We start from the raw sequence: 869 nt of genomic DNA, 5'->3' as shown, positions 1-869 counted from the left end.
ATCGGCAGACGACGTGCGCGATGTCATCATCGTCGGCTCGGGGCCGGCAGGTTACACGGCTGCCATCTACACTGCCCGGGCCAACCTGCGGCCGCTCGTCTTCGAGGGCGCGGTAGCCGCGGGCGGCGCGCTCATGAACACCACCGAGGTCGAGAACTTCCCCGGCTTCCCCGCAGGCGTGCAGGGCCCGGAGCTGATGGAACAGCTACGCCAGCAGGCGGAGCGGTTCGGTGCCGAGCTGGTCGCCGACGACGTGACCGAGCTCGACCTCACCGCCAACCCGAAGGTCGTCAAGGTCGAGGACCAGACGTTCCTGGCGCGCACGGTCATCGTCGCCACCGGCTCGGCCTACCGCAAGCTCGGCGTCGAGCACGAGGAGCGGCTACTCGGGCGTGGGGTGTCGGCCTGCGCGACCTGCGACGGCTTCTTCTTCCGCGACCAGGACATCGCCGTCGTCGGCGGCGGCGACTCGGCGATGGAGGAAGCGACGTTCCTGACCCGCTTCGCCCGATCGGTCACGGTGATCCACCGGCGGGACAAGCTGCGGGCGAGCGCGATCATGCAGGAGCGGGCCTTCTCCAACGACAAGATCCGGTTCCGGTGGAACGCCGACGTCGCCGAGATCCTCGGCGAAAACAAGCTCAGCGGCGTCCGCCTCCGCGACACGGTCACCGGGGAGACCGACGACCTCGACATCACCGGCCTGTTCGTCGCGATCGGCCACGATCCGCGGACCGAGCTGCTCCGCGGCCAGCTCAAGCTGGACGACGCCGGTTACGTGAAGGTCGCGCACCCCACCACCAAGACGAACCTCGACGGCGTGTTCGCCTGCGGCGACGTGGTCGACCACACCTACCGGCAGGCGATCA

General features: G+C 69.0%; 1 protein-coding gene. It reads left to right on the top strand.

The genetic code is table 11. The features are described 5' to 3' along the window. Positions 1-13: 13 nt before the first annotated feature. Positions 14-869 (top strand): thioredoxin-disulfide reductase (trxB, locus tag G6R25_RS24265; protein WP_163554683.1); only part of this gene is annotated, 856 nt, incomplete at its 3' end.

The sequence above is a fragment of the Candidatus Frankia alpina genome, assembly GCF_902806485.1.
Lineage (GTDB): Bacteria > Actinomycetota > Actinomycetes > Frankiales > Frankiaceae > Frankia > Frankia alpina.
This window is presented reverse-complemented; position numbering and strand designations above follow the sequence as displayed.